This window comes from Pseudomonas sp. BN606, assembly GCF_029873115.1.
Lineage (GTDB): Bacteria > Pseudomonadota > Gammaproteobacteria > Pseudomonadales > Pseudomonadaceae > Metapseudomonas.
The window spans coordinates 1-25,912 of sequence record NZ_SSOF01000087.1; the positions used below are offsets into that span (position 1 = coordinate 1).

Here is a 25,912-nt window from a genome sequence, read left to right on the forward strand (position 1 = left end):
TGAATCGCCCCGGCTTTCCTAGACACTCTCCAAGCTCTGGAAATAGCGCTTTTCAAACTCCACTGGCGATAGCTGCATAGCGCTGCTGTGCCGGCGTTTGGCGTTATAAAACATCTCGATGTAATCGAACACATCACTGCGGGCTTCTTCGCGGGTGCCGTAGGTTTTCCGTCGGATGCGTTCCCGCTTCAGCAACTGGAAAAAGCTTTCTGCTACCGCGTTGTCGTGGCAGTTGCCGCGTCGACTCATGCTGCTGATCAGGTTGTTGGCCTTGAGGAAACTCTGCCAGTCCGAGCTGCTGAACTGGCTACCCTGGTCGGAGTGGATCATCACCTCCTGCCTGGGTTTCCGCCGCCAGACCGCCATCAGCAAGGCATCGATGGCTAGGTCGCTGCACATCCGTGGCTTCATCGACCAGCCAACCACCTGGCGTGAAAACAGATCCAGCACCACCGCCAAGTACAACCAACCCTCATAGGTGCGGATGTAGGTGATGTCAGTGACCCAGACCTTGTTCGGTTCGCTGACGTTGAACTGCCGCTCCAGGCGGTTGGGCGAGGCCACCGTCGGCTTGCCCCCGTAATAACCGGGGCGCCGACGATAGCCGGTCTGCGAGCGCAGCCCTTCTCCCCGCATCAGGCGAGCCACGCGGTGCCGGCCACAGCACTCCCCCAGCTCACGCAGGTCGTCGTGGATCTTGCGATAGCCGTAGACCCCGCCGCTTTCCAGCCAGGCATGTTTGATCAACCCGAGCAGACGCTGGTCTTCCTTCGCGCGTACGGATTTCGGCTCGGACAACCAGGCGTAGTAACCGCTGGGATGTACTTTGAGGGTCTGGCAGAGACGACGTACCGGGTACTCCACCGATAACTTGTTGATGACGGCGTACTTCAGCCGGACTCCTTGGCAAAGTACGCGGCGGCCTTTTTTAAGATGTCTCGCTCTTCGGTTACCCGCTTGAGTTCCGCACGCAGACGACGCAGTTCGGCCTGTTGATCATCTTCTTGCTGCCGCTGTTCCCGGGGCTTGCTGTAGCGCTTGATCCAGGCATACAGGCTGTGCACCGACATGCCCAACCGCGCTGCCACCTCGGCCACGGGAAGGCCGCGCTCGGTCACTTGCTTGACCGCTTCGATTTTGAATTCTTCGGGGTAACGCTGGTTGCTCATGGCACCTCCTAATGGGCCTCATTATGAGGCTTGGAGGTGTCTACGAAACTAGGGGCGATTCAAACAATGCCATCGGAACTAGCGGCTTTCATTCGCCTAAGAAATATAAGGGGAATTGTCATCGATGAATTTCACGACGCCTTGTTGCTTGGCAAGGTTGAGCAGCAGCGAAATCTTTCAGTTCTCAAAAGCCTCTCTGGCCCTCCATACTTTATCTCTGTGATTGGATTTGGCACCGATTACGCTAAGCACGCGCTGAACCATGATTCCCAGTTGTCGAGGCGATATCACATGATGCTTCTGCAGCCTTGGACTGAAAATGAAACGTTCCGAAGGTTTTTGGCTAGCATTGAAGAAAACCTGCCATTAAAACACCCCTCGGCGCTGTACTCACCTGAGATTGTTAAGTTCTTGCTAAAAGAGACCGGTGGCGTGATGGGGTTGGTGGTTGATTTAATAAAGTCTGCCGCGGCATACGCGATTTATTGTGGAGAGGAGAGGATTTCTATCGAAATGTTAGAGAAGGCAAAGCTCAGTCGATGGGGGTACGGCAAATAATCGGTGAGACCTAAATCGGGCATTTTCAGGAGATGACATGAAAATAAGAGGCTTACCAGCGTCAGTTTTCGGAGAGACACTTTACTCTTGGTCTTTTCGTTGTGCGCAAAGAAAATATCAGGGCATGGATGCTGCCTGGCTAAGGGTAAGTCAGATTTATAACTCCAGCGATTCTCGTTTTGAGGCGCCAGTCAGGGAAGAGGATTTCCATGAGTTCTTCTTAGGCTGGAACATTCCTGAATATATTGTGTGGGGTGTTTTCAATTGTCAAAAATTGCTTCTTCTTGATAGTGATTTTCGCTCTTGTTACTGTCCGCACTGCTTGCTAAGTGATGTAAAGGAGTACGGACTTCCATGCTGGAGAATGAGTTGGTGCGATGTAAGATATGTTTATTGTCATGAGCATAACTGCCTTTTGTCCTCGTTAAATTCTACCTGGGAACTGCAAAACAAGGCATGGCTCGCATTCTCTGATGCTGTAAATTACGGGGTTCCGAGAGGACAGTTCGAAACTCCAAACGCAACGCATATAAACCTACTCAATCAATTCAATAGGCTAATCAGTCGTGTTCAGCGAACGTTTATGCAGGCACAGTCATCAGGCTCGAGGAGTGCTTCTTGCGAAGAAAGACCCGATGATGAGGTAGATCTGGGCTGCGTTTATATTTTGGTGTTCTCTTTACTACTTAGACTCAGAACTACTCGTGTCCCGGCCGGTGTTGCGAGATATCTTCTCTCTGATGATTGTGTAGCGATAGCTCATGGCGACTTCACGTATGACGAATGTCTCAGGATGGGGGTTGCTAGAAGCAATCCGAATCAAAGAATGGTCGCTTTGTTATTGCTCGGTTGGATCGTTGGTCTATTCAACGAAAGTGAGGTAAGAGTTATCTCGAGAGTGGTGGAAGCAGCGAGATTTGTGTGGCCCCGCTCCCTTAAAGATCTTGGGCGTATGGCGGGCGACGCTGTGGGTGGAGATGCGGTTATCAAGGTATTCGACGGAAAATATCGAGGTCGGGATGCTTTTGGTAGTAACTTAATCCTATTCGTCGCAGGGCTTAAACAAAGTTCCTGACGAATCAGGTAGCTTTGAAAAGAAATGCGCATCGTTTCAATGGATTTAGCGCTATAAATTTCTTGACATTCTTTTGTATGTCGTATCCACCTGTCCCAAGTCCTAGGACACGGGACAAAGAGAACACGCGTTCTTCTGTGATGCAAGGGCCATTTACGCGACAAATCGGACCAAGACACTTGGATTATGGTTGGTGCCGACAATTGCGATCAATGGTCAATCTGCTGGCTGTTGCGTTGGACATGACGTAGGCAAAGCAACCCTGCGCGCCGCCGAACTTGGGTAGCCCTGTATCGCCGGAGCCCGTATGGGTAAGTTCTTCGAGAGGTTGGGGGGGGCCGAGAGCATTACATCACCTCGGTGGGAAAGTTGCTTAGCAGCCGCTCGACCTCAGCTCGGATAATCTCCTTGCAGCCCAGCTTTCAGGGAGGTTCGACAAGAAACTCGCGGGTTCGCACTACGGCGCAGGTATGTTTGCGGAGGAGGGTGTTTCATTTGCGTCTCCTCAGTAACCCCAGCAGCGTCTTCCGGATTCAGGAGTGATTCTGTTCACCGGCCTCCGCTGAAGGCTTTCCATCGAGTTTTAGCTGCCCCAGGGCTCCAATCAGGCGCTCCTGGAGGTCCTGCATCTGTCGACCCTGAGTGTCCCGGGCTTCGCTCAGGCGGATAACTTCACTCTGTAGACTATCGCAGCGTTCCTGCAAGGCGCTGTTCGCCTGCTCAACCTGGGCCCGAGTGTGCACCCCTCTCGCCAGTGTCTGTTCACGTTGCTCCAGTTGCCGCTGCAGAGATTGCAGGTCTTTCTGTTGCTGACGGGCTTCCGCTAACAGGCGAGAGTTATCGCGGTTGAGCTGGGTCAACTCGTCCTGTTTGATCATCAGCGTTTGTTGCAGCTGCCGCATTTCCAATTGCAGCTGCTGCACCTGCGTCTCGTGACGGCGCTGTTCATGCTCGCGCTGATCCTTGCTGGCCTGCCGGAAGTGCTCCAGAGCATCGCGGGCATGTTGATGCTTCTCCTCCAGCGAACGGATCTGCCCCTCGCGGTCCTGCAGGCGGGTTTTTTGGTCGTGCTCCGCTTGCTGCAGCCGCGTCACCTCGATGTCCGCCAGCTGACGCAACTGATGTTCCTGCTGCAATCCCTGCTGCGCGACCTCTAACTGCTCGGTGAGAGTGGCGTAGGACGTTTCAAGCTGCTGGTTACGAATTTCCAGTTGCTGAATCTGGTCGTGGTAACCGCGGCGCTCCTGGGCTAATTGCTCACGCTCCTGGGCCACGGCGGCGCGCGCTTCGTCCTGCAACTGCGTGGCCATCTGGGCGACGAGATTCGCCAGTTGATCGCTGAGCAACGCCGGTGCTGCCGCCCGTCCGCGCTCGGCGTTGTCCAGCTCCTTCAGATAGCGGTGAATGGTGGTCTTCGAGCCGGTATTACCCAGCTCGACCCGCACCGCATCGATGCTCGGGTGCTCACCGCGGGCGAGGAGGGCCGTGCGCGCCTTCTGCACCACCGCCTTGTTGATACCGCCACGGGCCATGTCAGTCTCCTACGATTCCGTACTGTGGTACATACCATGTATTTACATTCTAGTTGGAGTGCCTCTTTCGCGCTAGATGACGCATGATTTAGCATTGGGTAATCACGAATTATCCAACGTCAGTCCGGGTTTTGAACGAATTGGTGTCGAAAGGCGGTACGCCAAGGCGGGGAGGAGCGATGCAGCAGGACGTCGAGCGCTACCTGCAGGCCAGCACCCGGGCCAATACCCGGCGCAGCTACCAGCAGGCGATTGAGCACTTCGAGGTGAGCTGGGGTGGTCTCCTGCCGGCCACCAGCGACGCCATCGTGCGCTACCTGGTCGACCATGCCGGCACCCTCGCCAGCAGCACCCTGAAACTGCGCCTGGCCGCGCTGGCGCAGTGGCATGTCAGCCAGGGCTTTCCCGACCCGACCAAGACGCCGCTGGTGCGTCAGGTGCTGAAGGGCATCCGCACCCTGCACCCGAAACCCGAAAAGCAGGCCGAGCCGTTGCAACTGCGCGAGTTGGAGCAGTGCGTCATGTGGCTGGAACAGATCGGGGAAAGGGCGCGAACAGAGGGTGACCTGCCGCGGCTGCTGCGTTGTTGGCGCGACCGCGCGCTGTTGCTGATCGGGTTCTGGCGCGCCTTCCGCAGCGACGAGCTGTGCCGGCTGCAGGTCGAGCACATTCAGGTACGGGCCGGGGAGGGCATGCAGCTGTTCCTGCCGTGGAGCAAGGGCGACCGCGACAACCAGGGGCAGACCTACCCGGCGCCGGCGCTGGCGCGGCTGTGTCCGGTGCAGGCGTATTGCGACTGGATCAGCGTCGCCGGCATCGCGCGCGGGCCGGTGTTCCGCAGCATCGATCGCTGGGGGCACCTGAGCGAGCAGGCACTGCACCCACACAGCGTGATCCCGCTGCTCAGGGCGGTGTTGCAAGGGGCCGGGTTGCCGGCCGAGCTGTACAGCAGCCATTCGCTGCGCCGTGGTTTCGCTACCTGGGCCACGCGCAGCGGCTGGGATCAGAAGGCCCTGATGGGCTATGTCGGCTGGCGCGATGCCAAATCGGCGCTGCGCTACGTGGACAGCGCCGGCTTTTTTCCCGGCCAGTTGCGGCCGCTCTCGCCGAGCCTGGTGGCCGACGAGGTTCGGGGTCTGCCTAGTCCAAGTGCGCCGCCAAGTAGTTAACCAGGCGGAGCGGCTCGGCACTGTCGACAATGGCAAACATCAGGTCGCGCTTGCTGCGCGGTAGCAATTTGGTGCAGCGCTTGGCCGTAGCTTTGATGGCAGCGTTGTTGCCGTGAGTACGTCCCGCAAGGAAGAGGGCGAGGGTGGCGTCCTGAATGTTCACGGTGGTGCTCTATCGATGGTTGCCTCTTCTATCCATATCTCGAGAGACGAGATGCTCCGGTGCCTTGGCGATGCGTCGAGCTACGTCGCGAGTAGCCTCATGGATGTTGCGAACGATCTTTCGGTTCGGCGTGTTGGGCAGCACATTGATTTCAGCGGGCAGGTGGCGCAGGCGACTCGGCTAGAGCGGTAGATCATGGCGTTGGCCTTGGTTACCTGCGACCTCTGTTGGGTGAAGGCGCGCTATTCGCTGCGGAGCGGTTTGCCGGTTGGGCAGCGGCACTCATTGGCCTCCTGACTCCGACTGGACGGCAGAGTGGTACAGCATTGCTTCTTGAGTAGGTTGGCAGCGCCCGTAGAATGGACTCTCAAACAAGTATTGTGTGCTTTGGACAAATCGAGGGTTCGAATCCCTCCTTTACTGCCACTTTCCGTTTCAAGCAAACCCCTGATATTCCTAGTGAAGTCGGGTTTTTTCATTCTGCGATTACTGCCTGCTGCGCTACGATCGGAAAAATTCGACCAGGCCGCATCATGTCGCTCGTCGGCCACGCAATAGACGAGGTTGCCGTTTGGTGCTCTGTTGCCGTTGCCACTCCAGTGGCGTCGCGTTGAACCAGCGATGGAAAGCGCGGCTGAAGCCGCTGGGGTTGGAGTAGCCGAGTAAGCCAGCCAGCTGCGCCATGCTGATAGTGGGGTCCTGCAGGTAGTGGCGTGCCATGTCCTGGCGGGTGCCGTCCAGCAGATTCTGGAAGGATGTACCTTCCTGCGTCAGGCGTCTCTGCAGCACGCGAGGATGGAGGGCCAGGCAGTCGGCGACTTTCTCCACAGTGGCCCGGCCGCTTGGAAGGAGATCGCGGAGCAATTGCCTGATGTATTGGGGGAGCTCATCGGCCGCAAGGCGCTCGATTCTGCCCAGGTGATCCGCAATCATTTGGCGCAATCCTTCATCTCCCGTACTGAGCGGCAAAGCGAGCGTCGCCGCGTCGAAGGCAAGGCCGGTGCAGTAGGAGGAGAAAGTTGGCCGGCACCTCAGGGCTTCCATGTAAGCGGGCGCCTGGTCGAGTGGGGAATGTCCCAGAAGTATCTTGTCAGGTTGCCAGGCGCCGCCCACCAACTTGCGCATCAGTTGCACGGCAACGCCGCATGCAAGCTCCTCAGCCTGGTACCGGCCGGGGGTATTGGCATCGTTGACTCTGAAGCTGAGGACGGCCTGTTTGCCTTGCACATCCAGGTCAATATTTGCCGCGCCGTTGTACAGGGAGAAGTTCGCGCGCAGTTCGGTAAGGGCATCACCGACACTTCCCGTATTGCGGATCAGGTACAGCAGATCACCGAACACCGTGATGCCCTGATGAAGGCCATAGTGCAGCCCGAACAGCGATTTGCCCGACTGTCGGGCGCATAGTTCGAGCAGATCGCAGTAGCGGCGGTAGGAGATGATGCCATCTTGCCGCCTGAGGATATCTGCGGGGAGGGACGCCCTGCGCAGCATTTCCGCTGAGTTGAGCCCCAGGCTCGTAGCAAACTCATCGAAACCAGTCAGGCTAAGGGCTCGCACGAAGGGGGACAGCGAAATGCCGGCGTTATTCATCGGCGGCTCCGTCCGTTGTTTGTGTCAGACGCCTTTGCTGTTGCTTCCACTTCTGTGGGCTGGTCCCGGTCCAGCGGCTGAACGCGCGGGAGAAAGCGCCGAGGCTGTTGTATCCAAGTAGCCCGGAGAGCTGGGTCAGACTGATGGACGAGTCTCGCAGGTAACGGATGGCCATGGACTGCCGGGTGCTGTCGAGCAGTTGTTGAAATCCGGTACCTTCGGCCTGGAGGTAGCGTTGCAGCGTTCTGGGACTGAGCATCATCAATTCGGCGACCTGTTCGACGGTGACATTGCCGCCTGGGAGCCGGTTGCGCAAAAGCTTCTGCACGTAGTGCGGTAGCTCCTGCAAGTTGAGCTTCGCGAGCTCATCGAAGTGTCTCCGGATGAGCCGCTGGAAGCGATCATCGCTAGCGCTGAGTCTGGTAGCCAGCAGCGTGGCGTCGAAGACCAATGCGTTCACTGAGTTGTCAAACCGAGGGGCGATGCCTAGCAGTGAGCGGTATACCCCCGCTTTTTCAACAGGGGAATGACGCATGAGCAGTTCATTGGGCTTCCAGTCCCTGCCGATTAGCGTCTGTATGAGGCGCAATGCTACCGCCATGGCCAGCTCCACGGTTTGACGGACCGAGGCCGCATCAGCGTCCGTTACATCAAAGCGCAGGCGCACTTCGTTACCGTGTCGTTCGAGGCGGAGTTCCGCGCCGCTGCTGTGGACGTGGTAATAGCGGATCAGCGCTTCTAGTGCTTCGCCCAGGCAGCAGGAGCTGTTGATCAGGTAGAACAGGTCACCCACAGCGTGGGTGCCCTGGTGAAGTCCAAACTGCAAGCCAAAAAGCGGGTTATCTGTGCGTGCTGCGCAGAGCTCCAGTAGAGCAGCGAACCTTTCCCCCGAAATGGGCCCATCCAAGTCGTCTACGGGCAGTCCGATTTCGGCGAGGAGCGAGTGTGGGTCCAGTGCCTGGCTGCGGGCGAAATCGTCGAAGCCCAACAGGGCAATGCCCCGGACGAAGGAGGTCATTTCGAATCGCCTGGCGAGGGGACTGCTAAAGCCATGGGGCGCTCCCGCTGGGTGGTAGGTTGGATGCCCGCGACTGCTATCCGGCGATATGGCTGCTTTGGACGTCAATCATGATTTGAACATTTTGTGGCGTGATCTGTGAAGCTTTGCCGTTCGGCCAGACGCAAACTCAGGCCCGTGAGTCCAATAACAACAAAGGTTCTGCATTCGGCCAATAGCTGAATGACGGAGGTCTCCATGCGCCAACTGCTGCTTGCTTGCCTGGTCGTGACCCTGATAACGGCGGTCATCTGTTACTCCAAAAAAGCGCCGGTTGAGGCTAGCGCCTCTTATCCCCAGCCTGCTCGCATGATCTCCAGCATCGACGACGTGTTCAGGCATCTCTGAGAGCGGTGAACGGCACCTGGGCCACGACTCAATGCAAGCCTGGCTGGGTCTGCCTGCAGGGAACGGACTCCAAGATTTGTTCAACGTACAAAGATCCAGTCCGATCTCCCCTGACGCTGTTAACAGGATGCCCAATGAGTGAGCTGATTCATTTCCGCCTTGAACAGGGCCTGGCCTTGATCAGCCTGGACCGCGCGCCGGTCAATGCGCTTGACCAGTCGCTCCGTGCGGCCTTGTCCGAAGCCTGTGAGCGTGCTGCGGTCGACCCTAGGGTTCAGGCCATCATTCTCCACGGCGAGCAAGGGCTGTTTAGTGCTGGTGCCGACATCAAAGAGTTTGGTACCGAAGCGTCATTCGCCGAGCCGGACTTGCCCAGCATGCTGATGCGCCTGGCTGCCATTCACAAACCGATAATCGCTGCTCTGGGTAAGATCGCGCTGGGCGGTGGACTGGAACTGGCCCTGGCCTGCGGCTACCGCATCGGCGAACCAAACCTGCGCGTCGGTCTGTCGGAGATCAATCTTGGGCTGTTGCCGGGGGCTGGTGGCACCCAGCGTCTACCGCGCCTTATTGGTGTCGAGTCCGCGCTTAACCTGATTCTCTCGGGCAAGCAGATCGATGCCGAAAACGCCCGCCTATTGGGCATCCTCGACCGCATCGCCCCCAATGCCGAGCGATTGCTGGATGAAGCTCGCGAATATGCGTATGAGCTGATCGCCTGCCGGGCGCCGGCGCGGCCAGCGGAAGCTTGGCCGGAGCCGGCGGAGGGCCTGCCGGATGACTTCCTCGCCCGCTATCGCGCTGAGCACGAGCCGAGCTGGAAAAGCCGCCTTGCGCCGCGCTTGGTGCTGTCGGCCCTGGAGGCGGCCTCTCTGTTGCCGCTCGATGAGGGGCTTCTGAGGGAGTTGGCGCTGTTCAAACAGGCAGAGTCGTCTCGTCAGTCGAAGGCGCTTCGCCATGTGTTCTTTGCCGAGCGCGAGGCGGCCCGGATTCCAGGCGTGCCGGCCGATCTACCTCTGCGCAAAATCGCGCGAATCGCGGTGATAGGCGCCGGCACCATGGGCGGCGGGATTGCCATGAGCTTCGCCAATGCCGGTATACCGGTCGCCCTGCTGGAGACCGATGGCAAGGCCCTGGACCGTGGCCTGACACAGATTCGGGGTAACTACGAGATCAGCGTTCGACGTGGCAGGCTGCAAGCCGAGCAGGTGGAGTCGCGCATGGACCTGATCTTCGGCACGCTCGACTACGCCGACTTGTCCGAGGCCGACCTGGTGATCGAGGCTGTCTTCGAGAAGCTGGAGGTCAAGCAGCAGGTGTTCCGCACCCTGGAAAAGGTGTGCAAGCCGGGCGCGATCCTGGCGACCAACACCTCGTCGTTGGATGTAGACGCCATCGCGGCGACCGTGGCTCGCCCTCAAGATGTAGTCGGGCTGCACTTTTTCAGCCCCGCCAATGCCATGCGCTTGCTCGAGGTCGTGCGCGGCAGGGCCACCGCGCCCGACGTGCTGGCCACTACCCTGGACATCGCCAGGCGCATCGGCAAGTTGCCGGTGATTTCCGGCGTTTGTTTCGGTTTCATTGGCAACCGCATGCTCGAACCATATGCCCGCGAAGCCCATCGCCTGGTGCTGGAAGGCGCGACGCCGGCCCAGGTGGATCGCGTGCTTACTGACTTGGACCTGAACATGGGCGTATTCAGCATGCTCGACCTGGCCGGTATCGATGTGAATTTCCTGGTGCGCGATTCCAACCGGGACGCCATCGCCCACGACGAGAGCTACTGCCGCCTGGGCGACGAGCTGTACGCCATGGGGCGGTATGGCCAGAAGACCGGGCGAGGCTTCTACCTCTATGAGGGGCGGAATCGAAAAGACGACGCGGAGGTGATCGCCCTGGCCGAGCGTCTGGCGGACGAGCTGCAAATATCCCGGCGCCCGATTGACGACCAGGAAATTCTGGAGCGTTGCCTGTTCATGCTGATCAACGAAGGCATTCAACTGTTGGATGAGGGCATTGCCCTGCGCACAAGTGATATCGACCTGGTGTGGATCAACGGATACGGCTTCCCCGCCCACCTGGGCGGCCCTATGCACTACGCCGAGCAGCTGGGTCTCGATATTGTATTGCTTGGTCTTCAGCGCTACCGGCAGGGCCTGGGTGAATACGGCGAGATGTGGTTCAAACCGGCACCGCTGCTGAAGCGCCTGGTGGCCGCTGGCCGGAAGCGCATAGAGCGGTTCTAAGAGTCCCCCCTGCTCCGGAAGTGGGTTAGTTCAAGGGTGACCACGCCAGCCCTTGCACAGCAGCGCTTCCGGAGAAGGCGGGGATCCAGGCAGCGCATGCTTGATGGGCTCTTCCTGGTTCCTCGCTTTCTGCACGCCGGGATACGAGGTGTCCCGTACTCGCATCAACTTTGCTCCGGCATTTCGCCTGGCTTGTTCGCCGGCTGGGAGGATTGCCAGTCCTATCTCTTCGAGGTTCTCCCATGACTTCCAGTTACGTTCAAAACTTTTCCCTTGCCAATCGCGTGGTACTGATCACCGGAGCGTCCAGTGGCATCGGCGCGCATCTCGCTCGACTGGCTGCACGTGCGGGCGCGCGCGTGGTACTGGCGGCTCGGCGTATCGAGCGGTTGCAGCAACTGGCCTCTGATATCGAGTGGGAGGATGGCCATGCGCTGCCGGTTACCCTGGACGTCACCAACCGGGCTAGCGTCGAGGCTGCCTTCGATGCGGCCGAAGCCCACTTCGGTGTGGTCGATGTGGTGCTCAACAACGCTGGTATTGGAAATGGTCAGCGACCGCTGGAGATCAGTGAAGAGGATTGGCGGGCCATGCTCTCCACCAATCTCGATGGTGTCTGGCGCGTGGCTCAGGTCGCCGGCCAACGCATGGCCCGCAGCGGTCGCGGAGGCAGCATCGTCAATGTCGCCTCCATCCTCGGACTGCGCGTGGCGACGGGCTACAGTCACTACTGCGCCGCCAAGGCTGGGGTGGTGCAACTGACCAAGTCACTGGCCCTGGAACTTGCGCGCTACGGTATCCGCGTCAACGCCATTGCCCCTGGCTACTTCAAGACCGAAATGAATGAGACCTTCTTCGAGGGCGACAAGGGCAGCGATTACATCCGCGCCATGGTGCCCATGCGTCGCCTAGGTGAGCTTCAGGAGCTGGAAGGGCCATTCCTGCTGCTGGCCAGTGATGCGGGCTCCTTCATGACTGGCAGCGTCCTAGCGGTAGATGGCGGCCATCTGGTCAGCAGTTTGTAGTCGGGGCGGAAAGGCGCCGATCAGACTCCGGCGCCGTGCAGGAACATCTGCTTGAGGGTCGCGGCCGATGCACTGGCCGCTTCCGATACCTTGCGCCGCGAAGAAGCGGCCCAACGACTTCTACTACACCTACGGCCTGTTCCGCCTAGCCGGCATCGTCCAGCAGATCTACTACCGCTACTTCCGTGGCCAGAGCCAGGACAAGCACTTGGCCCAGTTCACCCACATGAACAAGCTGCTGGAGCATATGGCCCTAGCGGTTACTGGCGAGTCGCGGCTGTATTTGGATAGAGGAACCATCCGGCACCTGCGAACAGGTGGGCACTGACGCTGTCGTCCTATGGGGAACCTGCGAGGATTCCCATGCTTTCACGCTGGTAGCAGCCCCCGAGTGCTGCAGACTCAGTGACTACCTACCAGCAAGGCCAGCGCTTGGCAGGCCGTTTCGGTTTCCGCCTTCAGGCGTTCGAGGTCGCTGTGGGCGGTCCAAGCTACGAGCAGGCCGTCGAACAGCAGGATGAGTGTACGGCTGGTGGCCTTGAGCGCCGCTTGGTCGAGGCGGTTGCCAATGGTGCGCTCAAGGGCCAGTTCAGTTGCCTCGACACCCACGGAGTAGATCTTGCTGGCCATCTCAGGCTGGTTGCGCATGGTCCAGAAGAACAGTTCGGACTGCGCCCGGGCCAGTTCTGGATTGGTTGAGAACCAGTTGACCAATTGGCGCAGCATCTCCGCCGCCGTCTCTGACGGGGTCGTTCCGGCAGGTACTTGGTCGAGGGTCTGCTGGGGCAGGGTGAAGAGCGATTCGTAGACGGCATAGAAAAGCTCGTCCTTGGTCCGGAATACATAGTGCAACGAGGCAAGGGGGCAACCGGCTTCAGCGGCGATTCGCCGTGTGGTGGCATTGGCCACGCCATGCTCGGCGATCACCTTGACCGTCGCCTTCACGAAATCCTGCCTGCGAAGTTCAGCGCCCACTCTGGCCATGAAAGTCTCTCCGTTCCTGTCGCTATGCCGCCAATGCCCGGGTTGGGGCAGCGCCGGCGGATGCTACCCCATGCCACTTCGCGGCGTCATGGAGCGATATGTATCTGTTAATGGCGCCTATGCTTTAGCAAAGCCATTCGGCGTGGAATGCGTACCCGGTGTCTGTCTTCTTCTGCATAGTTGAATTAGGTAACACTCGTTTCGTAAATTCCCAGGTTGGTGCATGCGCTTGACGCAAATTGGTGCGTGGTGGGTGTTCAAGTACCACATCACAGTTGTTATAAAAAAATTAAGTTATTGATATATAAAGAAAAAAATCATTTCTTCTGATTGGCACATGGTTTGCTGTTGATCGATTGACTTGGTCAAGTGATCAAGTCGAATGACCAGAAGTCTGGCACAGCCCGATTCTTCCTTCCAGGAAGCCCCGGTCGCCGGTTAAAGCCCCATGAGGAACTCCCAATGAAAGACGTGATTCAGCGCCCCGATGTCGGCAACTCCATCGCAGGTGGAGTCAGGCAACTGCTGGTAGCGCTGGCGGCATCGGCCGCCTTCTGTTCGGTTCAGGCTGCGGAGAGCGATGCATCCCTGCTGGGCACCACGCTAACGCCGTTGGGAGGGGAGGTTGCCGCGAGTGCTGATGGGGTGATTCCAGCCTGGGCGCCGCCGGGTCAGCAGGATTCGGGGTGGAACTACGGCCAGGTGCGTGGCCAGCACTGGAAGTTCAAGGATGACAAGCCGCTCTTCAGCATCGACGCCAACAACGTTGCGAAATACGCGAGCAAGCTTTCGCCTGGGCAGTTGGAGTTGTTCAAGAAGATCCCAGGCTATCGCATGGACGTGTACCCGACCCGTCGCAGCTGCGGTGTGCCTGATTTCGTCGCCGAAAACACCAGGAAGAACGTAGGCTTCGCCAAGCTCGACGCAAGCGGTCTTGCCCTGGAAGAGGCCCACGTCCCCGGCATCCCCTTCCCGCAGCCCACTACTGGTGCGGAAGTGATGTGGAACATGAAGATGCACTACCGTGGCGTCGGCTTTCACATGACCAAGACCATCTCCGGTATTTCCCCGCGCAAGGCCGGAGGCGACTGGCTGAACACCTCACTGGACTGGACAATGTTCACGCCTTGGGGCGAGAAGGGCAGCAAGCTGTTTTCCTCGACCGATGGTCTGGAGACAGCGACCTACTTCTCCTATTTCGATCCGGTTTCGCTGGCCGGTCAGGCCGGCGTGCTCACCACCAAGGCGGGTGAGCAGACCACTACCTTCTATTACTTCCCAGGCCAGCGTCGGGTGCGTCGCATGCCGGCTTATTCCTATGACGCACCGCAAATCGGTCTGGACAATCAGTACACCATTGATGAGTCCAACATCTTCTACGGCCCGATGGATCGCTTCGACTGGAAGCTGGTCGGCAAGCAGGAGCTGATCGTGCCCTACAACTCCTTCGGCGCCTATGACACCTCTGCAAAGGTCGAGAGCTTCGCCAAGGACGACGCCATCGCGCCCGAGTTCCGTCGCTACGAGCAGCACCGCGTTTGGGTGGTCGAGGCCACCGTGCGCCAGGGTATGCGTCACCAGGCGCCGAAGCGCGTGTTCTACATCGACGAGGACAGCTGGAACGGCCTGATGGCGGTCGACTACGACAAGCAGGGGCAGATCTGGAAGGTGCGTGAGGGCTTCACCATCCCGGTGTACGAGACCGGCAGCTGCGATATGGAGGCCCAGGTTCAGTACAACCTGGTCGATGGTCGTTATCTGTATGACATGACCTCGGTTGGCGCGGGCAAGGATGACCACCGCTGGATCACCGAGGGCGGCAACAACCCGCGCATGAAGCGCGACTTCTATACCTCCGACAACCTGCGCTCCATCAGCGAGCGATAACCGCGAATTAGGGTGCCGACATGAAAAGAATAATTTCCCAAGCATCGGGCCTGGCCATTGCGTGTGCCGCACCGCTGGCCGTGGGGTTTACCTTCGAGACGGACAATATCCGTGGCTCTTTTGACTCAACTATCTCGGCGGGCATGGGTGTGCGTACCCAGTCTCCAGGGTGTGACCTGATCAATGCTGGTGCCGGTGGCCACAATCCGCCCGCCGGCTGCCTGGACCCGACCGTTTCCGGTATCGGCGATCAGGGCAACATGAACTATGGCAAGGGCGATCTGTTCACCAACTACGTCAAGGGTGTCCACGAGTTGGTGTTGAAGTTCCCCGAGGACTTCACCTTCATGGCGCGCGGTAGCTGGAAACGTGACTTCGCTGCTACCGATACGACGGGGGCGTTGGGAGCCGAAACTCAGTTCCGGCAGGCCTTGGGGTCAGATATTGGCAGCGATGGGTTGACCGATGATGCGCGTGACGAACTGAAATTCAAGGCGCGCCTACTCGACCTGTGGGTAAGCAAGAGCTTTGATGTGGCCGACCAGCGGGTTCGCGCGCGCCTGGGCAATCAGGTCATCAACTGGGGTGAGAGCCTGTTCGCAATTGGTGGCATCAATGCCACCAACTCCTATGACTTCCAGGCGCTTTCAAGTCCAGGGGTTCAGCTCAAGGAAGCCGTGCTGCCGGCACCTATGCTCAGCGTCGCCACGGGGCTGGGCTACGGCGTGAACGTCGAGGCGTATTACCAGTTCGGCTGGAACAAGAGCGAATTGCCGCCAGTGGGCAGCTATTGGTCGACTTACAACGTGATCGGCGAGGGCATGGAAGCTTATGGATACGACGACAAGGATGCCCGCGACAGTGGTCAATGGGGGCTCTCCGTGCGCTGGCAGCCTGAGGATAGCGACGTTAACTACGGCTTCTACGTGATGCGCTATCACGACAAACTGCCGCAGGTTAACTACAACCAGGCGACTTTCGCGCCCACATGGGTCTACCCGGAAGACCGCATGCTTTACGGCATCAGCGCCAACGGGCCGATCGGCGACTGGGCCGTGGGCACCGAGCTGTCCTATCGCCCCAAGGAGGCAGTACCGCTCAATCCCTTGCCCGGCCTCGCATTTGGCCCTGCTCCTTGTTCGGGACGGGGAGGGGAGTGCTGGAAGGACACCAAGAAGTTCCAGTGGCACCTGACGGGCATCTACAGCCTGACCAATGCCAACTCCCCGGACTTCCTCGAGTTCACCGGGGCCAGTACGGGTACCTTCCTGTCGGAACTGGTGCTGGTGAAATACCCGGGGCTGCATGACAGCTACGACGGGGAGCTGGTTGCTGCGGGGGGCAACACCTGGGTTGCAGATCTGTCGCAGTTTCCGCCTAGAGCCCACGGCGACAAGAGTTCCTCTGGGATGCATGTCGACTTCAGCCTGACCTATGACGGCACGGTCATCCCAGGTTGGACGGTGACGCCGGGAGTCTATTACCAGCGCTCCCTGGGCAATGGCCGCACGCCATCGATCTATTCGACCTATACCCGAGACGCCAGCGCGATGAATTTCTATGTGAACTTCGTGCGCAACCCGGGTAACTGGCAAGTCAGCCTGAACTACGCGAAGTTCAACGATGGCGATACCCCATACGACCAGCTGCTGCGTGATCGGGATTACGTTGGCCTGTCGGTTTCGCACTCTCTGTGAGGCATGCTGTGAACACTCCTGTTGTAGAAATAAGCGAAGTGAAGAGGCGTGGCGTGCTGCCACGCCTGGAGGATTGGCTATTCAAGCAGCGCTGGGCAGTACTGGCGCTGCTGGCCGCCTTCACTCTAGGCATGGCCTGGTTTGCCGTGCAGCTGCGCATGGACGCTGGCTTTGAGAAGCAGTTGCCGATCGGTCATGAGTACGTCGAGACCTTTCGGGCCTACCGTAATGACCTGATCGGGGCGAATCGCCTGACCATAGTCGTCAAGGCGCGCGAGGGGGATATCTGGAGCGTGGAGGGGCTCAAGCGCCTGTATGACGTAACCCAGGCGGTGACCTTCCTGCCCAGCGTTTCGCGCAGTAGCGTGCAGTCATTGTGGACGCCCAACTCTTTCGTCAACGAGATCACCGAGGAGGGCTTCCGCGCCGACCCGTTGATTCCCGGCACGGTGACACCGGAGCGCCTCGACAAAGAGATCATCGGCAAGATTGCCAGCTCCACGGCTCAGGGAGGCTTCATTGGCACCCTGGTTTCGCGTGACCAGAGCAGTGCGATGATCACCGCCGAACTCAACGAGGTCGATGCTTCTGGCGCCCACTTGGATTACGTGGCCTACAACCGGGTCCTGGAGCAGCAGATTCGCGCGAAGTTCGAGGACGCCAAGTTCGAGATCCAGATAATCGGCTTCGCCAAGCAGATCGGCGACATCGCCGATGGTGCTTCCGCAGTACTGGAGTTCTGCCTGTTGGCGCTGTTGCTGACCGCCGCCGCGGTGTACTGGTACTGCCATTCCGTGCGCTTCACCCTGCTCGCGCTGGGCTGCTCGTTGACCTCGCTGGTCTGGCAGTTCGGCAGCCTGCGTCTGCTCGGCTACGGCCTCGATCCGCTAGCTGTGCTGGTGCCTTTTCTGGTGTTCGCCATCGGTGTTTCCCATGGCGTGCAGCAGATCAATTACATAGTGCGCGAAATCGCCTGTGGCAAGAGTGCTGAGCAGGCCGCGCGCTCCAGCTTCAGCGGCCTGCTGATTCCTGGCACCCTGGCGTTGGTGACTGCCTTCGTGTCTTTCGTGACGCTGTTGCTGATCCCGATTCCCATGGTGCGCGAGCTGGCCATCACCGCCTCCCTTGGCGTGGCCTACAAGATCATCACCAACCTGGTGATGCTGCCGTTGGTGGCCTCGATGCTGAAGGTCGACGGCCGCTACGCCGCTGCCGAGGAAATTTCCCGTGAGCGCCGCAGCCGCTGGTTGCACGGCCTGGCCCGCCTCGCCGATTGGCGCAATGCCCGGTTGGTGCTGGTTGCGGCAGGGGTGGTGTTCGCCGTGGCGGTCTGGCAAAGCCATGATCGGGTGGTTGGTACGCTACAGGCCGGTGCGCCGGAACTGCGCGAGGACTCCCGCTTCAATCTCGATGCGGTGTCCATCGCCAGTAACTACGACATCGGCCTGGACTGGCTGAGCGTGGTCTTCGAGGTCCAGTCGGATGAGTCCGGCGAGGTCGTCGGCGCCTGCGAGAATGTGGCCTTGGGGCAATACCAGGACCGCTTCGTGTGGGCCATGCAAGGCGTTCCCGGGGTCCTGTCGGTTGCCTCGTTCTCGACCGGCATGCGCCAGTTCAACGAGGGCTACAACGAGGGGAATCCGAAGATGAGCACGGTCCCCATTGACTCGATGAACTACTCCTCGCTGGCCACCGAGGTCGCTCGTATCTCGGGAATCATGCGCGCCGATTGCAGCATGACCGCCGTACATCTGTACTTGGCAGACCATAAGGCCACCACCATCAAGCGGGTGATCGAAGCCGCCAAGACCTTCCGTGCCGAGTTCCCTATGCAAGGCGTTTCGGTGCGCCTGGCCTCGGGCAACGCTGGGGTGCTCGCGGCCATCAACGAGGAGGTGGAGAAGAGCGAGACGCCAATGCTGCTGTACGTCTACGCGGCCATCGCCTTGCTGGTGTTCGTGGTCTACCGCGACTTGCGTGCCGTGCTGGTGTGCTGCCTGCCGCTGACCATCGGCACCTTCATCGGCTACTGGTTCATGAAGGAGCTGCAGATCGGCCTGACAATCGCCACGCTTCCTGTGATGGTGCTGGCGGTGGGCATTGGTGTCGATTACGCCTTCTACATCTACAACCGCCTGCAACTGCACCAAGCCAACGGCCAGCCGATCACCAAGGCCGTCGAGCATGCGCTGCTCGAGGTCGGTGTGGCGACCATCTTCACCGCCATCACCCTGGCCATTGGTGTCGCCACCTGGTCCTTCTCCGAGCTCAAGTTCCAGGCCGACATGGGCAAGCTGCTGGCCTTCATGTTCATGGTCAACATGGTCATGGCCATGACTGTGCTACCGGCCTTCGCCGTTTGGCTGGAGCGAGTGTTCCCGCGCAAGCGCCCGGTACGCATGATTGGCGCGCTGGCGCACTGAGGAGAGAATGATGAGATTCGTTAAATCACTCGCCGGGGCCGCGCTTACCGCTCTGCTGCCGTTGGCTTCTCTGCAGGCCGCGCCCTTGGACGCCGTGCCGGCGGCCCCGTCGAGCTATGCCACCCAGGCCACTGTGCTGAGTGCTACGTGGGCCAATGGACGCTTGGTCGCCGTGGGGGATCACGGCATCGTACTGCTGTCCGACGATCGCGGGAGAAGTTTCCGTCAGGCCCGCTCAGTTCCGCTTTCTTCACCTCTTACCGGGGTGAGTTTCGTTGATGAAAAGCTAGGCTGGGCAGTCGGCCATTGGGGAGCGATCTTGAATAGCAGCGATGGCGGCGACACCTGGCAAGTCCAGCGCCTGTCCAGTGAAGAAGATCGCCCGCTGTTCGCTGTGCATTTCTTCAATGCCCGGCAGGGCGTGGCCGTAGGCCTCTGGTCGCTGGTTCTGACCACCGACGATGGCGGTACAACCTGGACTGAGCAGTCGCTGCAAGCGCCGGAGGGATACAGCCGCGCCGACCTTAATCTGATGGGGCTTTTCGCGGACGACCACGGCAACCTGTTTGCCACTGCCGAACGTGGCCAGGTGTTGCGCTCCGATGACCAGGGGAAAAGTTGGCGCTATCTGGACACTGGCTACGAAGGCACCCTGTGGTCCGGCGCCGTGCTGGCCGATGGGACCCTTTTGGTTGGTGGCCAGCGCGGCACGCTGCTGCATGGATCAGCGGATGGGCAGCAATGGCAGCGGGTTTCCCTTAAAAGCAAGAGCTCCATCACTGACATGGCGGTAGCCGGCCGGCAAGTGGTTGTGGTCGGCCTGGATGGGTTGATGGTGCGCAGCGGCGACGGCGGGCTGAGCTTCATGGAGCAGCGTACGGCCGATGGGGTTTCGCTAACGGCTGCGCTGCTTGATGCCAATGACAATCCCGTCCTGTTCTCGCGGCGTGGCGTGGTCCCCGTGCAGGCCCAGTGATGTAGAAATTGCTCGCCTTGCCAGTGGAACCTGCCGCTGCGCGAGGCGCCGCAAGGTGTGAGCGTGACCCTTTGGGGCCCCGTCGTGACCCGGCGTTCGGCCCCTTCTTTTTTGCGCGCGAGCCAATGATGGAATCCACTGTATTTGCGGAGGGCCCATGTTTTCCGGAAGAAAGCTGAAGCGTCTGGCTGAAGAAGTCAGCTCGCGAATTTCGTCTTTGTTGAATGGTTCGCCCATCCCCGACTTCCAGGGTGGGCTGATTGAGCAGTATCCCTGGCTGAGTGACAGCTTCGATGTGCTGGAACGGCGGCTCAGTCTCCAGGAGGCGTCTGGAGGTGAGCCGCTACAGGGAGAGATTGAAAGCGCCCTGGTTTGCGACCTGAAGGCGTGCCTGCAGACGGCCCGGGACGAATTTCAGGAGCTGCAGCGCGAGATCGAGGCGCGCAACCTGACGCTATCCGAACTGAACGAACAGTTGGCGCTGTACAGAGAGAAGGAACGGGTCTGGGAAGTCACCCGGAATGCACTGACCGAGGTGTGCTGGGAGCTGCTGATCGTCGACGGCGATCCGGAACATCCGGGAAATCAGCTGCGTTGGTCAAAGCAGTTCCGCGAACTTGTGGGCTATTCGGAGCGGGATTTCAACGACGACTGGGAGGGCTACTTCTCAATCGTGAATCAGGATGACCTGAAGCAGGTCGTGAAGGTGGTCACCGAATACCTGCGTGTGGGAGACCTTTCCCTTCCCTATACGGTCGAGTACCGAATGAGGCACAAATCCAGGGGGGAGGTCTGGTACCGGGAAAGGGGGCAGGGTGTCATGGACTGCAATGGCACGCTTTCTCGCATCATTGGAGCCGTACGGGACATCTCGGACGAGAAGCTGGCCGAGACCATCCATGCACGGGAAGTGTCTGGAATGCAGGCAACCTACGATCAAATCTCGCAGGTCGTGGGCGTGATCAAGGGTATTGCCGACCAGACCAACATGCTTGCCCTCAATGCTGCTATCGAAGCAGCACGAGCCGGTGATGTGGGACGTGGATTCTCAGTGGTGGCTGACGAGGTGAAGAAGCTCGCGGCACGGACCCGTGAGGCCACCCAGAAGATCCAGGAAATGCTGTCCTCAAGAGCGATCTAGCAGCCCGACAAGGTCGTTGTGGGCCGCTATTCACACAAAGACCTTGTTCCATGCCAGGAAGTCATGCCCGGATATCGGTTTGCTGATGCAGTAGCCTTGAGCTTCCTCGCAACCCCAGCTCGATAGCATCTGCATCGTCGAAACCGACTCGACACCTTCAGCGACCACTTCGATGCCCAGGCTATGGGCAAGTTTGATGATGGTTTCCACGATGGCCGCTGAGTCGCTGTCGCTGTCGAGGTCCTTCACGAATGACTGGTCAATCTTTATATAGTCGACCGGAAGATTTCGGAGGTAGGCGAGGGACGAGTATCCGGTTCCGAAGTCATCGATGAACAGCTTGAAGCCTGCTTCGCGGAGCTGCGTGAGGACGTGCCGCGCAATGGACAAGTCTTCCATGATGCAGCTCTCGGTCAGCTCGAACTGGATCCAGTCCGGTGTGCCGCCCCAGGTCTCCAGGGCCCTCGAGATCTGCTCGAGTAACTGCCGGTCTCGAATGTCATAGGGCGAAAGATTGATCGCAATTGGCACGGCATGGCCGGAGCCATGCCAGACATGACTTTCGCGAACGGCAGCCGCCAGTACCCAATGTGTGAGCCGGGTGATCAGTCCAGCGCTCTCAGCAAAACCGATGAATTGGCCTGGGCCCATCAGACCATGCTCAGGGTGCTGCCAGCGCACCAGTGCTTCCACGCCGCTCACCCGCCTTGAATGCATTCGCAGCTTGGGTTGGAACATCAGACGTAGCTCGTCGCCGTCGATGGCGCGACGCAGGTCGGTCATCAGGATCAGCCGCTGAGCGTTATCACTGTCGAGTGCGCCGGCATATACGGCAACCTTTTCCGCACTGTGCCTGGCGCCATAACGCGCAACATTCGCGCGACGCAACAGCGAATCGGGGTCACTGCCATGCCCCGGAAACATAGTGATTCCGATGCTGCAGTCAGCGGGCACCAGCAGGGTGTCCAGCTCGAACGGCGAGCTCAACGATTCCAGTACCTTTCGCGCGGCTTGCACCGCATGGCTGGCATCCATTCCTGGAAGCAATACCGAGAAAGCGGATTCGGCAATACGGGCGACCATTTCGCTGGCGACTACAGCCTCGCGCAGCCTTGTCGCAACCTCCTGCAGCAGCCGGTCACTTTCGCGGTAGCCCAATGTCTCGTTGATCTCACGGAAGTTGTCGACTTCGATATGAAGCAGGGCGACAGGATCGTGCGAGTCGCCTGAGGTGGAGATTGCTGCATTAAGTGTATCCCTCATGGATAGGCGATTGGGCAGGCCTGTCAGTTCATCGAAATAGGCCATTCTGCGGATACATTCTTCGGCGTGCTTCTGCTCGGTGATGTCGGTGATGAAGCCTTCCAGCGCGAGCACTGTTCCGTCCGCGGAGTAGACGCCGCACCCTTTGTCCCAGACCCACTTGGTCTGCCCCGTCGCGGTCCTGATTCTGTAGGTGGATTGGTAGGGTGTCCTGGCCTTCAAGGATCTGGAAACCTTGCGCCTGAGCGAGGGAATATCGTCAGGGTGAATGATGTCCACCATCCTGACCGTCCCCTTGATGAGTTCGGCGGCGGAATAGCCGATGAGCTTCTGGCAGCCCTCGCTGACGACTTCAAGACGCCAGGAAATATCATTCAGACTCCGATACGCCACACCAGGGAGATTGCTGACCAGGGTCTGTAAAGTGCGCTGGCTCTCCTTCAGGCCATCGAGCTCATCAGCCTCCTTGCTGGCTGCCTCCAGCCGGCTTCGTAGGGAGGCCCTGTGCTGAAGCAGGTTCGAGATCTGGCCAGCCAGCAAGCAGAGGGCTTCGACCTGCGACTCATCGAGGCTGCGCTTTGCGGTATCCGCTACCGAAAGCACGCCGATCACGCCTCGTTCCGCCACGGCGAGCGGAACGCCGGCGAAGAGCCTGATACCGGTTGGCCCTGTCACCAGAGTGCAGTGCTGGAGAAGCTCATTCGTGGAGGCATCCTCCACATGAACCAGTTCGTTGGACGCCACGACCACCGCGTTCAACGAGGCCGCACGGGGCATCTCCCCGAGTTCTAGCCCCAGCTTCGCGCCAAACCACTCTCGCTCCCTGTCGAGGAACGTCAGCATGGCAATGGGTACCTGGCACGCGATAGCGGCCAACCTGACGTATGCGTCGAGTTCGGGATCGGGTAACGGGTCGCGGATGTCGCGAAGCTGAAGAGCTGTCATCTCCAGGGTCCTCTACCGGAAAACTCGGCGCGATGGCTAGGGCGCCAGCCGTACGGCTGCCCGGCGTCCATTCGTGAGGGAGGAGAGCGGGTGGCGCTTCGCTGTAATTGTAGCTTTGCTGCGACGCGTGGCCGCCCGTGGAAGTGCGGTGCCGACAAGAGGGAAGGGAGTCGGCACCCACTGGGATGCCGACCCTGGAACTTGAGCTGAGGGCGTTAGAACTGTGCTTCGGCCAGTTCGTAGAGGCTGTCAGCTCCCCCGCGCACGCAGGCCGCCAGGCCCTCGATGCGGGGTAGGATGCGGTTGAAGAAGAAGCCTGCAGTGGCCAGCTTCGCCGAATAGAACTCCGGGTCTGCGTCCATCCTGGTCTTGGCCATGCTGGCCATTTTCGACCAGAGGTAGGCGTAGGTGACGTATCCGAACAGGTGCAGGTATTCCACCGAGGCGGCGCCCACTTGGCGGCTGTCCTGGCCAGCCTGGTCACGCACCCAGAAGCTGGTTTCCTCCAGCTTCTGGACGGCATCGAGCAGGACAGCGCGATGCTCGACGCTGGGCTCTTCGGCGTAGCGGCGAATCTCCGCGAGGAACTCGTCGAGTGCCTTGCCACCATCAGCGAGTACCTTGCGGCCCAGCAGGTCGAGGGCCTGAATGCCGTTGGTGCCCTCGTAGATCTGCGCGATGCGTACGTCCCGCACCAGTTGTTCCTGGCCCCATTCGCGGATGTAGCCGTGGCCACCGAACACCTGCTGGCCGTGCACACAGCTTTCCAGACCCGTGTCGGTGAAGAAGGCTTTGGCCACCGGGGTGAGCAGGGCGACTCGGGTCTGCGCCGTTTCGCGCGTCTCGGCATCTGTGCCGTGCTTGGCGATGTCCAGCTGGGCGCCTACGTAGGTGGCCAGGGCGCGGCCGCCCTCGTTCAGCGCCTTCATGGTCAGCAGCATGCGGCGTACGTCGGGGTGGTGGATGATCGGATCGGCCGCCTTGTTCTTTGCCACTGGACCGCCGGGCGCGCGGCTCTGCAGCCGGTCGCGGGCATAGGCTACCGCGGCCTGGTAGGACGCTTCGGCGCAACCGATGCCCTGGATGCCGATGGACAGGCGCTCATAGTTCATCATGGTGAACATCGCCGCCAGGCCTTTGTTGGGCTCGCCGACGAGCCAGCCGGTGGCGCCATCGAAGTTCATCACGCAGGTGGCTGAGGCCTTGATGCCCATCTTGTGCTCGATGGAGCCACAGGACAGTGCATTGCGCTCGCCCAGGCTGCCGTCGGCATTCACCCGTACCTTGGGTACGAGGAACAGCGAAATACCCTTGGGGCCGGCCGGGGCGTCAGGCAGCTTGCCCAACACCAGGTGGATGATGTTTTCGGTCAGGTCCTGCTCGCCTCCGGTGATGAAAATCTTGCTGCCGGTGATAGCGTAGCTGCCGTCGGCCTGCGGTTCGGCTCGGGTGCGGATGAGGCCGAGGTCGGTGCCGGCGTGCGCTTCGGTCAGGCACATGGAGCCCGCCCAGCGGCCCTCATACATGGGTGGCAGGTAGGTTTGCTTGAGCTCGGCGCTGGCGTGAGTGTCGATGGCCAGGCAGGCGCCGCTACTCAGGACCGAATACAGGGTGAAGCTGGAGTTCGCGGCGTAGAGCATTTCTTCGACGTGCACGGCAAGCATCTTGGGCATGCCCATGCCGCCAAGAACCGGGTTGCCGGAAAGGCCGACCCAGCCACCTTCGGCGTAAGTGGCGTAGGCCTCCTTGAATCCGGTTGGAGTGGTCACCACGCCGTCGCTCCAGCGCGCGCCTTCCTCATCGCCACTGCGGTTCAGCGGCGCCAGGGATTCGCTGGCGAACTTGCCGGCTTCTTCCAGGATGGCGCCGGCGGTGTCCATGTCGAGGCTGTCGGCGAAGTTGGGCAGGGCCGACCATTGTGCCCCGGCATCGAAGACATCGCCCAGGAGGAAGTGGATATCGCGCAGGGGCGCCTTGTAACCGGTCATGGTCGGATCTCCGAAGTGGGAATGGGATGGGCAGCCATCAGCAGACGCATGAGGATCTCGCTGCGTTGCCGTTCGTCCAGCGAGTAGCTCGACAGCCACAGCGGCAAGTGCTCGAACAGCTCCAGGGCCGGCACGCTGCTTTGCCCAGGGCCGACCAGACCTGCGGCGCACAGCAGCGAGTCGAGCTGCCGGCGCAACTGCTGGCGCAGGCGGTCGATGAACAGCCGCTGGCTCGGCTTGAGGCAGACAGCGTCGCGGGCCGCCAACTGGAAGTGCAAGGGATGGGACTCATGCAGCGCGATCAGCCCCTGGATCACGACCTGCAGGGTCGCCTTGGGGGACTCCCGGCGGTGGCGGCGGTCGAACAGCGACAGCAGCGCCATGTAGTGCTCTTCGATGAATTCCAGTAGCAGCTCTTCCTTGCTGGTGCAGTGGTTGTAGAGCGAACCGGCGGTGAGCTCGAGATGGCTGGCCAGTTCCCGCAGGCTGACCTGGGCGAAACCGCGCTGGGCGAAGAGTTCCAGGGCCCTGGGGCGGTTGCGTTCGAAGCGCGAGCCAGCGCGGGCGGCCGGCGAGACGGGCTCGATGCACTTGGCTGTATTCATGTTTCAAACCCTTTTGTTTGGACAGGTCGAGGCCAGGATGTCACCGCCGCGAAGGCGGAACGCGCCGA

The 25,912-nt window shown here is 60.0% G+C and carries 20 protein-coding genes and 2 pseudogenes; 12 read left to right on the forward strand and 10 right to left on the reverse strand.

Annotation, left to right across the window (positions count from 1 at the left end):
• Positions 1-18 precede the first annotated feature (18 nt).
• Positions 19-1,169, reverse strand: a protein-coding gene (locus E8E75_RS27950) for an IS3 family transposase (RefSeq protein WP_280358127.1) whose coding sequence is annotated in 2 segments (ribosomal slippage) — positions 19-935 and positions 935-1,169 — 1,152 coding nt in all. Because the reading frame shifts where the segments join, the coding sequence is not laid out codon by codon here.
• Between the two features lie 36 nt (positions 1,170-1,205).
• On the opposite strand from E8E75_RS27950, the gene E8E75_RS27955 reads away from it, so the two are divergent.
• Positions 1,206-1,727 carry a TniB family NTP-binding protein gene (locus tag E8E75_RS27955; RefSeq protein ID WP_280359997.1) on the forward strand — a complete coding sequence of 174 codons (522 nt, stop codon included), beginning with the start codon at positions 1,206-1,208 and terminating at the stop codon, positions 1,725-1,727.
• Positions 1,728-1,764: 37 nt separating this feature from the next.
• A complete protein-coding gene (locus tag E8E75_RS27960; RefSeq protein WP_280359998.1) occupies positions 1,765-2,802 on the forward strand; it encodes a hypothetical protein in 1,038 nt (345 codons plus the stop codon).
• A gap of 533 nt (positions 2,803-3,335) precedes the next feature.
• Here E8E75_RS27960 and E8E75_RS27965 read toward each other — a convergent pair.
• Positions 3,336-4,334 carry a DNA-binding protein gene (locus E8E75_RS27965; protein WP_280360000.1) on the reverse strand — a complete coding sequence of 333 codons (999 nt, stop codon included), beginning with the start codon at positions 4,332-4,334 and terminating at the stop codon, positions 3,336-3,338.
• Between the two features lie 179 nt (positions 4,335-4,513).
• Between E8E75_RS27965 and E8E75_RS27970 the strand changes: the two genes are divergently transcribed.
• Positions 4,514-5,503 (forward strand): tyrosine-type recombinase/integrase, encoded by a 990-nt coding sequence (locus E8E75_RS27970; protein ID WP_280360001.1) that lies wholly within the window; start codon positions 4,514-4,516, stop codon positions 5,501-5,503.
• Here E8E75_RS27970 and E8E75_RS27975 read toward each other — a convergent pair.
• The 4 genes and pseudogenes from E8E75_RS27975 to E8E75_RS27990 form a co-directional block, all read right to left on the reverse strand.
• Positions 5,475-5,666: a hypothetical protein gene (locus E8E75_RS27975; protein ID WP_179058767.1), complete on the reverse strand. Its 192-nt coding sequence runs from the start codon at positions 5,664-5,666 to the stop codon at positions 5,475-5,477. The two genes, E8E75_RS27970 and E8E75_RS27975, sit on opposite strands and share 29 nt — an antisense overlap.
• A 39-nt stretch (positions 5,667-5,705) precedes the next feature.
• A pseudogene (locus E8E75_RS27980) lies at positions 5,706-5,965 on the reverse strand (IS5/IS1182 family transposase); the annotation flags it as partial.
• 232 nt (positions 5,966-6,197) lie between these two features.
• Positions 6,198-7,259: an AraC family transcriptional regulator gene (locus E8E75_RS27985; protein ID WP_280353374.1), complete on the reverse strand. Its 1,062-nt coding sequence runs from the start codon at positions 7,257-7,259 to the stop codon at positions 6,198-6,200.
• Positions 7,252-8,277, reverse strand: a complete 1,026-nt coding sequence (locus tag E8E75_RS27990; protein ID WP_179058766.1) for an AraC family transcriptional regulator — start codon at positions 8,275-8,277, stop codon at positions 7,252-7,254. The genes E8E75_RS27985 and E8E75_RS27990 overlap by 8 nt, the downstream gene beginning before the upstream one ends.
• 237 nt (positions 8,278-8,514) lie before the next feature.
• On the opposite strand from E8E75_RS27990, the gene E8E75_RS27995 reads away from it, so the two are divergent.
• The 4 genes and pseudogenes from E8E75_RS27995 to E8E75_RS28010 all read left to right on the forward strand — a co-directional run.
• A complete protein-coding gene (locus E8E75_RS27995) occupies positions 8,515-8,664 on the forward strand; it encodes a hypothetical protein (RefSeq protein WP_179058765.1) in 150 nt (49 codons plus the stop codon).
• 134 nt (positions 8,665-8,798) lie between these two features.
• Positions 8,799-10,910, forward strand: a complete 2,112-nt coding sequence (locus E8E75_RS28000; RefSeq protein WP_280360002.1) for a 3-hydroxyacyl-CoA dehydrogenase NAD-binding domain-containing protein — start codon at positions 8,799-8,801, stop codon at positions 10,908-10,910.
• A gap of 242 nt (positions 10,911-11,152) precedes the next feature.
• Entirely contained in the window at positions 11,153-11,935 is a 783-nt protein-coding gene (locus E8E75_RS28005; RefSeq protein WP_179058763.1) for an SDR family NAD(P)-dependent oxidoreductase, read from the forward strand.
• Positions 11,936-12,050: 115 nt separating this feature from the next.
• A pseudogene (locus tag E8E75_RS28010) lies at positions 12,051-12,263 on the forward strand (hypothetical protein); the annotation flags it as partial.
• Between the two features lie 74 nt (positions 12,264-12,337).
• Here E8E75_RS28010 and E8E75_RS28015 read toward each other — a convergent pair.
• Complete coding sequence (locus E8E75_RS28015; RefSeq protein ID WP_179058762.1) at positions 12,338-12,919, reverse strand: TetR/AcrR family transcriptional regulator; 582 nt, start codon at positions 12,917-12,919, stop codon at positions 12,338-12,340.
• A gap of 462 nt (positions 12,920-13,381) precedes the next feature.
• On the opposite strand from E8E75_RS28015, the gene E8E75_RS28020 reads away from it, so the two are divergent.
• The 5 genes from E8E75_RS28020 (at position 13,382) to E8E75_RS28040 (ending at position 21,043) form a co-directional block, all read left to right on the forward strand.
• Complete coding sequence (locus E8E75_RS28020; RefSeq protein WP_280360003.1) at positions 13,382-14,806, forward strand: DUF1329 domain-containing protein; 1,425 nt, start codon at positions 13,382-13,384, stop codon at positions 14,804-14,806.
• A 20-nt stretch (positions 14,807-14,826) separates the two neighbouring features.
• The gene (locus E8E75_RS28025) at positions 14,827-16,503 is read left to right on the forward strand and encodes a DUF1302 domain-containing protein (protein ID WP_280353356.1); all 1,677 of its coding nucleotides are present in this window, start codon (positions 14,827-14,829) and stop codon (positions 16,501-16,503) included.
• Between the two features lie 131 nt (positions 16,504-16,634).
• A complete protein-coding gene (locus tag E8E75_RS28030) occupies positions 16,635-18,926 on the forward strand; it encodes an efflux RND transporter permease subunit (protein ID WP_256873315.1) in 2,292 nt (763 codons plus the stop codon).
• A gap of 10 nt (positions 18,927-18,936) precedes the next feature.
• The gene (locus tag E8E75_RS28035) at positions 18,937-19,902 is read left to right on the forward strand and encodes a YCF48-related protein (protein WP_179058759.1); all 966 of its coding nucleotides are present in this window, start codon (positions 18,937-18,939) and stop codon (positions 19,900-19,902) included.
• A 157-nt stretch (positions 19,903-20,059) separates the two neighbouring features.
• On the forward strand, positions 20,060-21,043 hold the full coding sequence (locus E8E75_RS28040; RefSeq protein ID WP_179058758.1) for a methyl-accepting chemotaxis protein: 984 nt from the start codon (positions 20,060-20,062) through the stop codon (positions 21,041-21,043).
• Positions 21,044-21,073: 30 nt separating this feature from the next.
• On the opposite strand, the gene E8E75_RS28045 is transcribed toward E8E75_RS28040, so the two are convergent.
• From E8E75_RS28045 to E8E75_RS28055, 3 genes are all read right to left on the reverse strand, one after another.
• Positions 21,074-23,251, reverse strand: a complete 2,178-nt coding sequence (locus E8E75_RS28045) for an EAL domain-containing protein (RefSeq protein ID WP_280353352.1) — start codon at positions 23,249-23,251, stop codon at positions 21,074-21,076.
• Between the two features lie 215 nt (positions 23,252-23,466).
• Positions 23,467-25,239 carry an acyl-CoA dehydrogenase C-terminal domain-containing protein gene (locus E8E75_RS28050; protein ID WP_280353349.1) on the reverse strand — a complete coding sequence of 591 codons (1,773 nt, stop codon included), beginning with the start codon at positions 25,237-25,239 and terminating at the stop codon, positions 23,467-23,469.
• Entirely contained in the window at positions 25,236-25,844 is a 609-nt protein-coding gene (locus tag E8E75_RS28055) for a helix-turn-helix domain-containing protein (protein ID WP_280353346.1), read from the reverse strand. The genes E8E75_RS28050 and E8E75_RS28055 overlap by 4 nt, the downstream gene beginning before the upstream one ends.
• Positions 25,845-25,912 lie beyond the last annotated feature (68 nt).